The organism is Acinetobacter sp. 22512 (assembly GCF_052044755.1).
GTDB lineage: Bacteria > Pseudomonadota > Gammaproteobacteria > Pseudomonadales > Moraxellaceae > Acinetobacter > Acinetobacter pittii.
The window spans coordinates 1-6,093 of record NZ_JBQENP010000037.1 but is presented as its reverse complement, the minus strand read 5'-3'; the positions used below and the strand labels follow the sequence as shown (position 1 = coordinate 6,093).

General features: G+C 45.1%; 6 protein-coding genes and 1 pseudogene. 5 read left to right on the top strand and 2 right to left on the bottom strand.

The genetic code is table 11. From position 1 onward, the window contains the following. Positions 1–484 precede the first annotated feature (484 nt). Positions 485–583: pseudogene (locus tag ACTJJG_RS18905) on the bottom strand (ATPase); the annotation flags it as partial. Positions 584–1,209: 626 nt separating this feature from the next. On the opposite strand from ACTJJG_RS18905, the gene phnC reads away from it, so the two are divergent. Genes phnC through ACTJJG_RS18880 form a run of 5 tightly spaced genes read left to right on the top strand, consistent with a single transcriptional unit; the run spans position 1,210 to position 5,588 of the window. After that, positions 1,210–1,989, top strand: a complete 780-nt coding sequence (gene phnC, locus ACTJJG_RS18900) for a phosphonate ABC transporter ATP-binding protein (protein WP_009389228.1) — start codon at positions 1,210–1,212, stop codon at positions 1,987–1,989. Between the two features lie 19 nt (positions 1,990–2,008). Continuing rightward, positions 2,009–2,869, top strand: a complete 861-nt coding sequence (phnD, locus tag ACTJJG_RS18895) for a phosphate/phosphite/phosphonate ABC transporter substrate-binding protein (protein WP_009389226.1) — start codon at positions 2,009–2,011, stop codon at positions 2,867–2,869. Between the two features lie 18 nt (positions 2,870–2,887). Beyond that, on the top strand, positions 2,888–3,685 hold the full coding sequence (phnE, locus tag ACTJJG_RS18890; RefSeq protein WP_004757464.1) for a phosphonate ABC transporter, permease protein PhnE: 798 nt from the start codon (positions 2,888–2,890) through the stop codon (positions 3,683–3,685). Between the two features lie 41 nt (positions 3,686–3,726). Further along, positions 3,727–4,734, top strand: coding sequence for a phosphonate dehydrogenase (locus ACTJJG_RS18885; RefSeq protein ID WP_004757466.1), 1,008 nt, complete (start codon positions 3,727–3,729; stop codon positions 4,732–4,734). After that, complete coding sequence (locus tag ACTJJG_RS18880) at positions 4,731–5,588, top strand: LysR family transcriptional regulator (protein ID WP_009389225.1); 858 nt, start codon at positions 4,731–4,733, stop codon at positions 5,586–5,588. The genes ACTJJG_RS18885 and ACTJJG_RS18880 overlap by 4 nt, the downstream gene beginning before the upstream one ends. A gap of 325 nt (positions 5,589–5,913) precedes the next feature. Here the strand turns inward: ACTJJG_RS18880 and ACTJJG_RS18875 are convergent, their stop codons facing one another. Continuing rightward, entirely contained in the window at positions 5,914–6,036 is a 123-nt protein-coding gene (locus tag ACTJJG_RS18875; RefSeq protein ID WP_009584542.1) for a hypothetical protein, read from the bottom strand. Positions 6,037–6,093 lie beyond the last annotated feature (57 nt).

Sequence of the window (6,093 nt, the reverse complement as noted above, 5' to 3'; positions counted from 1 at the left end):
ATGAGTGTCTATAGTTTACCAAGTTAAAACCTCCTGTTTTCTCAGCACACATCAGGAGACTACCTGTCAGAATTAACAGGTATGGTTAGTCCCATAAAAAAAACGCCAGCAAGGGGTTGCTGGCGTATAAAATGAATCTGCATTGACATGCAGGTATTGCCTAATTTATCAGGATTGATCCATATGTTGCATATCAAAATAACGATTTACAAAAACGAAATTAAAAAGCATCTCCCTGCCCTTATGAGTCTGCTCGGCACACTTATTTTTATGGCCGCATTCTTCGCGCTATCCGTTCACTTTAACGCTGCAATTGTCAAATGTCACTAAAAACTGACCCACTATTTGCATCTAAAATTGACCCACGTAGTTGTTAAAATATTACAGTCGTGAAACTCAATTAATTGATGGCTAACTCCTCCTGATCTATTTTGGTTTGTCGTGGTTTAGTTCGCTTTGTTGCAATTCCCTTGGTACTCGATTCTTTAAAGCGCCAAGACTCATTGCCTGTTTCGACGATATGACAATGATGCGTTACCCCCGCCAAAATAGATATCCATAGTGCGATATGTAGTTGCAGAGTGCCTAACAATATTACTATCTAGGAATATTTTCATGGCCATGCCTAACGAGGCTGTAGCGAAACTCCCAGCCGAATTTTACCCATTAAAGCGGTCCAAATAACAAACATATTTCATGCTGCTATTCAAATTCCAGCTCACTAAAGCGCAACAACTTCGCTACTTTTCAAATAGCCGCGCATCACCAAAAATAAAATATTTGTACTTCGAGTTTTGCTACAACTTCAACGAGTCTGTAGTAAAAGGAATCCGTAAAGACACTTATCCACAGCACTCTCTGTATTGATTAGTAGTAGGTTAAAAGCCACGCAAACGATTTTACATAATCGCCACTTATGAGTAGTGACGTAATTTTAATGTGTCTCGACCTATTTTGAGCCTTCCAGCTGCGTTCGGCCAGAAGCGGACGCCAGGGTGTGCCTTAAAATCCTGCTAAACCCCTCCCAGCTAGCTCCGCCAATTACCGGCGCCTCACTGCATACCAATTGGAAGTCTTATAGCCAAGCGTTTGAGTGCGATTGCTAATTGCTCGCAATAAAACTGTAACATTGAGTCGTTATGCTCACCTCATTATCTGATTTCGTAATCAAAAATAAAGATTGATTACAACAACGAGGGTCTGGCAGCAATGATTCAACTTCAAAATATTACCGTCCAGTACGGACAAATGATTGCGTTGCATCCAACTTCACTCACGTTTCAACAGGGACAGTTTTCAGTGTTGCTCGGTGCCTCTGGTGCAGGCAAATCAACAATGCTCCGTTGTCTTAACCTGATGCAAAAACCCACTAACGGCAATATAAACATTACAATGTTAGGTTCATTGTTGGACAAAAAAATATTGCAAGAGCATCGTCGGCGTACTGGCATGATATTCCAGCAGCATCAATTAATTGGTCGACTTTCTGTTTTGCAAAATGTGCTAATGGGTAGACTAGGTTATCACTCGACGCTTCGTACTCTTTTTCCTCTATCGAAGGAGGATCAATCTATTGGATTACACAGCCTTGACCGCGTTGGGCTACTTCACAAAGCACTCTCACGAGTGGATGAGTTAAGTGGCGGTCAGCAACAACGCGTGGGTATAGCTCGGGCATTAGCGCAGCGACCGGCACTTGTTTTGGCAGACGAGCCTGTGGCAAGCCTTGATCCAGCAACCGCCAACAAAGTCTTGGCGCTCTTACACCAGATATGCAAAGAAGACGGCATAACCGCTGTAGTCAGCCTACATCAAGTCGATCTCGCTAAACGCTATGCTGACCGAATCGTCGGTCTGGCTCATGGCAAGGTTGTGTTCGATGCAATACCAGCGGCTCTGACACAAACGCATGTAACTGAACTCTATGAACAAAAAGCGCAATTGAATTCAAACATTCCAAATATTACTCATAACCATTGTTTAACTTAAGAACTGAGGAGAAATAACCATGAAAAAGCTATTCGCTGTACTGGCTCTAATATTGTTTAGCCTCTTAGGTAGTGTCACATATGCCGCACCTAATCCTGACCCCGGCACATTAAAAGTTGCTCTCTTGCCTGATGAAAATGCATCAACCGTCATTAAAAATAATAAGCCTCTAGAGATGTATCTTGAAAAAGCTCTGGGCAAAAAGATTGAGCTTATTGTTACCACTGACTATTCATCAATGATTGAAGCAATGCGGTTCGGTCGTATTGATCTTGCATATTTTGGGCCCTTGTCTTATGTATTGGCCAAACAGAAAAGTAAGATTGAACCATTTGCAGCAATGCAACAAAAAGGCACAACAACTTATCAGTCAGTGCTAATTGTGAATAAGGCGGCGGGCATCAACAACATCACAGATATCAAGAAAAAAGCCGTTGCCTGGGGTGACAAGGCCTCTACATCCAGCCACCTGATCCCCAAATCAATGCTTGCTGATAAAGGATTATTTGCCGGAACGGATTACAAGGAGCATTTCGTAGGCGCTCACGATGCAGTGGCGATGGCAGTTCAGAATGGACACGCGCAGGCCGGTGGTCTGAGCAAGCCCATTTTCAAATCGCTCGTTCTGAGCGGCTTGATCGATCTAAACAAAGTGAAGGTCTTAGCGGAGTCAAAACCGTTTCCTCAGTACCCATGGGCTATGCGCTCTAACTTAAAACCAGAGCTTAAAGAAAAAATTCGTGCTGCCTTCCTCGATTTGAAAGATCCGAACGTGTTGAAACCATTCAAGGCTGAAGGATTCGGGCCTGTAACAGATAAGGATTACGATGTCGTGCGTGATTTAGGTAGTTTGCTAAAGCTAGATTTTTCCAAGTTCTAATTTTTTGAGGTCTCTACAATGAATACGAACTTCGAAGCCATATTGTCAGAGCAGCGCCAAAGCTGGAATCGAGTAGTTAGGTATGTGATATTGATTTTAGCTATTGTCGTCGGATGTTGGTATTACGTTGGTCTATTTGATGGTGAGCGTTTAGGCGAAGGCGTGCCAAGTCTTGTTAGTCTCATTGGTGAGATGTTCCCTCCCAACTTTAGTGAGTGGAGAGCATGGGTCAAGCCAGTGCTCGATACCTTAGCCATGAGTATTGCTGGAACCGCCATCGCTGTGCTTTTGTCCGTGCCCTTGGGTATTTTGGCTGCACGCAATACCAGTCCACATCCAGCGGTCTATCAGGCTGCGCGTGCTCTGTTAAATGTGTTGAGATCTGTTCCTGAGCTTATTATGGGTATAGTTTTCGTGGCAGCTGTCGGCTTTGGTGCACTGCCGGGTGTGTTGGCATTAGGCCTGCACTCAATCGGCATGATCGCTAAGTTTTTTGCGGAAGCGATTGAGCATACAGATCAAGCACCAGTTGAAGCTGCGCAGGCCGCAGGTTGCAGCCCGCTACAAGTGATATTTCATGGCATTTTTCCGCAAGTATTACCGCAAATGGCCGACACCGCGATTTATCGGTGGGAATACAATTTTCGCGCCTCAACGGTGATGGGAATGGTCGGTGCCGGCGGTATAGGTTTCGAGTTGATAGGATCGCTGCGTCTTATGCAATACCAAGAAGTATCCGCGATATTGCTGGTCATTCTTGGGATGGTGACGCTAGTTGATACATTCAGTTCATTCTTGCGTCGCAAGTTCAAGTAGCTAACCCATATAAAAAATCCGGTATACACATGAGGGTCCACATGAAACAAAAAATAGTTCTTACCCACTGGGTTCATCCTGAAATTATCGATTATTTACAATCTGTTGCGGATGTCGTTCCCAACATGACCCGCGATACTATGTCGCGCGCAGAATTGCTGGAGAGAGCAAAGGATGCTGACGCACTAATGGTATTCATGCCTGACAGTATCGATGATGATTTTCTTGCGTCCTGCCCTAAATTGAAGATTGTAGGTGCAGCACTCAAAGGCTATGACAACTTTGATGTCGATGCTTGTACCCGCCGTGGTATTTGGTTCAGCATCGTGCCGGACCTTCTGACCATCCCAACGGCGGAGCTGACAATTGGATTGCTTCTTGGCCTGACTCGCCATCTGGCCGAGGGGGATCGCCGTATCCGAACTCACGGATTTAACGGGTGGAGACCGGAACTATACGGAACGGGTTTAACAGGACGCACACTCGGAATCATCGGTATGGGTGCGGTCGGGCGAGCGATTGCGAAGCGCTTATCGAGTTTTGATATGCGGGTGCTTTATTGCGATGACATCGCCTTGAATCAAGAGCAGGAAAAGGCCTGGAATGCACGACAGGTGAGTCTCGATGAATTATTAAGTAGCAGTGACTTTGTTGTACCTATGCTGCCAATGACGCCGCAAACTTTGCACTTATTGAATGCAGAAACAATTGGCACAATGCGCACAGGAAGCTACTTGATCAATGCGTGTCGTGGTTCAGTTGTCGATGAATTAGCTGTTGCCGAAGCACTTGAATCTGGAAAATTGGCGGGTTATGCGGCAGATGTTTTCGAATTGGAAGAGTGGATCCGTGTTGATAGGCCAACAGCTATTCCGCAGGAGTTACTGACCAATACAGCGCAAACATTTTTCACCCCACATTTGGGGTCTGCGGTCGACGACGTGCGTTTCGAAATCGAGAAACTAGCAGCCAATAATATCTTACAGGCACTGACCGGCCAAAGGCCATCCGATGCTATCAATAATCCAATTTTGGAAGGCGTTAATTGATCAATCTTGAACGCGTAGTTACTTTTCTGGCTGTCGTGAATCGGGGTGGCTTTCGTGAAGCAGCCAAGCACACAGGGCTCTCACAGTCAGCTGTGACTCAGCATGTTAGGCGCCTAGAAGAGTCGCTGAGTGTCAATCTGATTGTGCGAAACAACGCAGGTTGTACGCTCACAGAGGAAGGCAAAGTGTTTTTGCCTTATGCGGAAAACCTAGTGCGCACCGGATCCAGAGCGTGCGCATTATTCGACACAAATCGTCTTGTAATAGGCGCGAGCTCGAATATCGGCATCTATGTATTGCCACCGCACTTGAGGCGGTTCAAGAAAACAGCAACTTGCAATTTTGATGTAGTCATTGGCGATAATCTTACCATTGTGAAAAAACTGGAAAACTTTGAAGTCGATGTGGCCATTATGGAATGGTGGGATCAACGAGAGGGATTTGATGCATGCGTTTGGCGAAGTGAAGAACTAGCTGTGATTGTGCCGGTGGAGCATCCGTGGGCCAAATTGGCGAGTATTCCATTAGATTGGCTGAAGGGAGAGAAATTGCTGGGGGGAGAAACAAGTAGCGGCACAGGGCGTCTGTTACAGCATTTTTTCGGAAGCGTGGCAGATTCTATTGGTGTATCTATGCAGCTTGGAAGCACAGAGGCGGTTAAACGGGCAGTACAGGCAGGCTTGGGTATTTCATTGGTGATCTCTTCGTCTGTGGTCGATGAGTGCGAGAGTGGTCGACTAAGAAGCGTTAAAATTGAAGGGATCACCCCCTACAAAAATCTTTACGTTATTTGTCGTAGCAATATGCTTGAAAATACACCATCGGCACATTTCAAAAAATTTCTACTTCAGTAGATGGATGGTATGTTGTTTATGCCAACAGTTAGAAAGTGTGAAGTTTGCCGTGACATATCATGATTTTAAGTTGATGGTAGCATTTTATTCATTTGCGTTATTTCTCTAGAAGGTAGGCGTCTAAATACTAAGTTTTCTACCTTTAAAAGGCCATATCGAACATCCACTTTAATCTGCGGTATCAAGAGAAGATTATTTTTTGCGAACATCCGCTTTGGGCACAACTGAGCCGGTTCTGGTGCTTTGAAATTAATTTAGATCAATTGCATCGCATATCCACCAGCTAACGTGTCCGTTAGTCTCACTAGCCCCTTTTCGGGTACATCTAGTGTGTCAGGTGCTTAGGCTCTAGCGCAAAAGGCGTACTCTTAATCTTCTCAAGACTCGCCTGTATCCAACCTGCTTTGGTCGCCTGATCATCACTGTGGTCAATGTCCGCGTCATTCAAACCTGATATGTGCTGAATTAGCAGGAGACTTTCACTTGGGATATGCTAGGCAGCTAA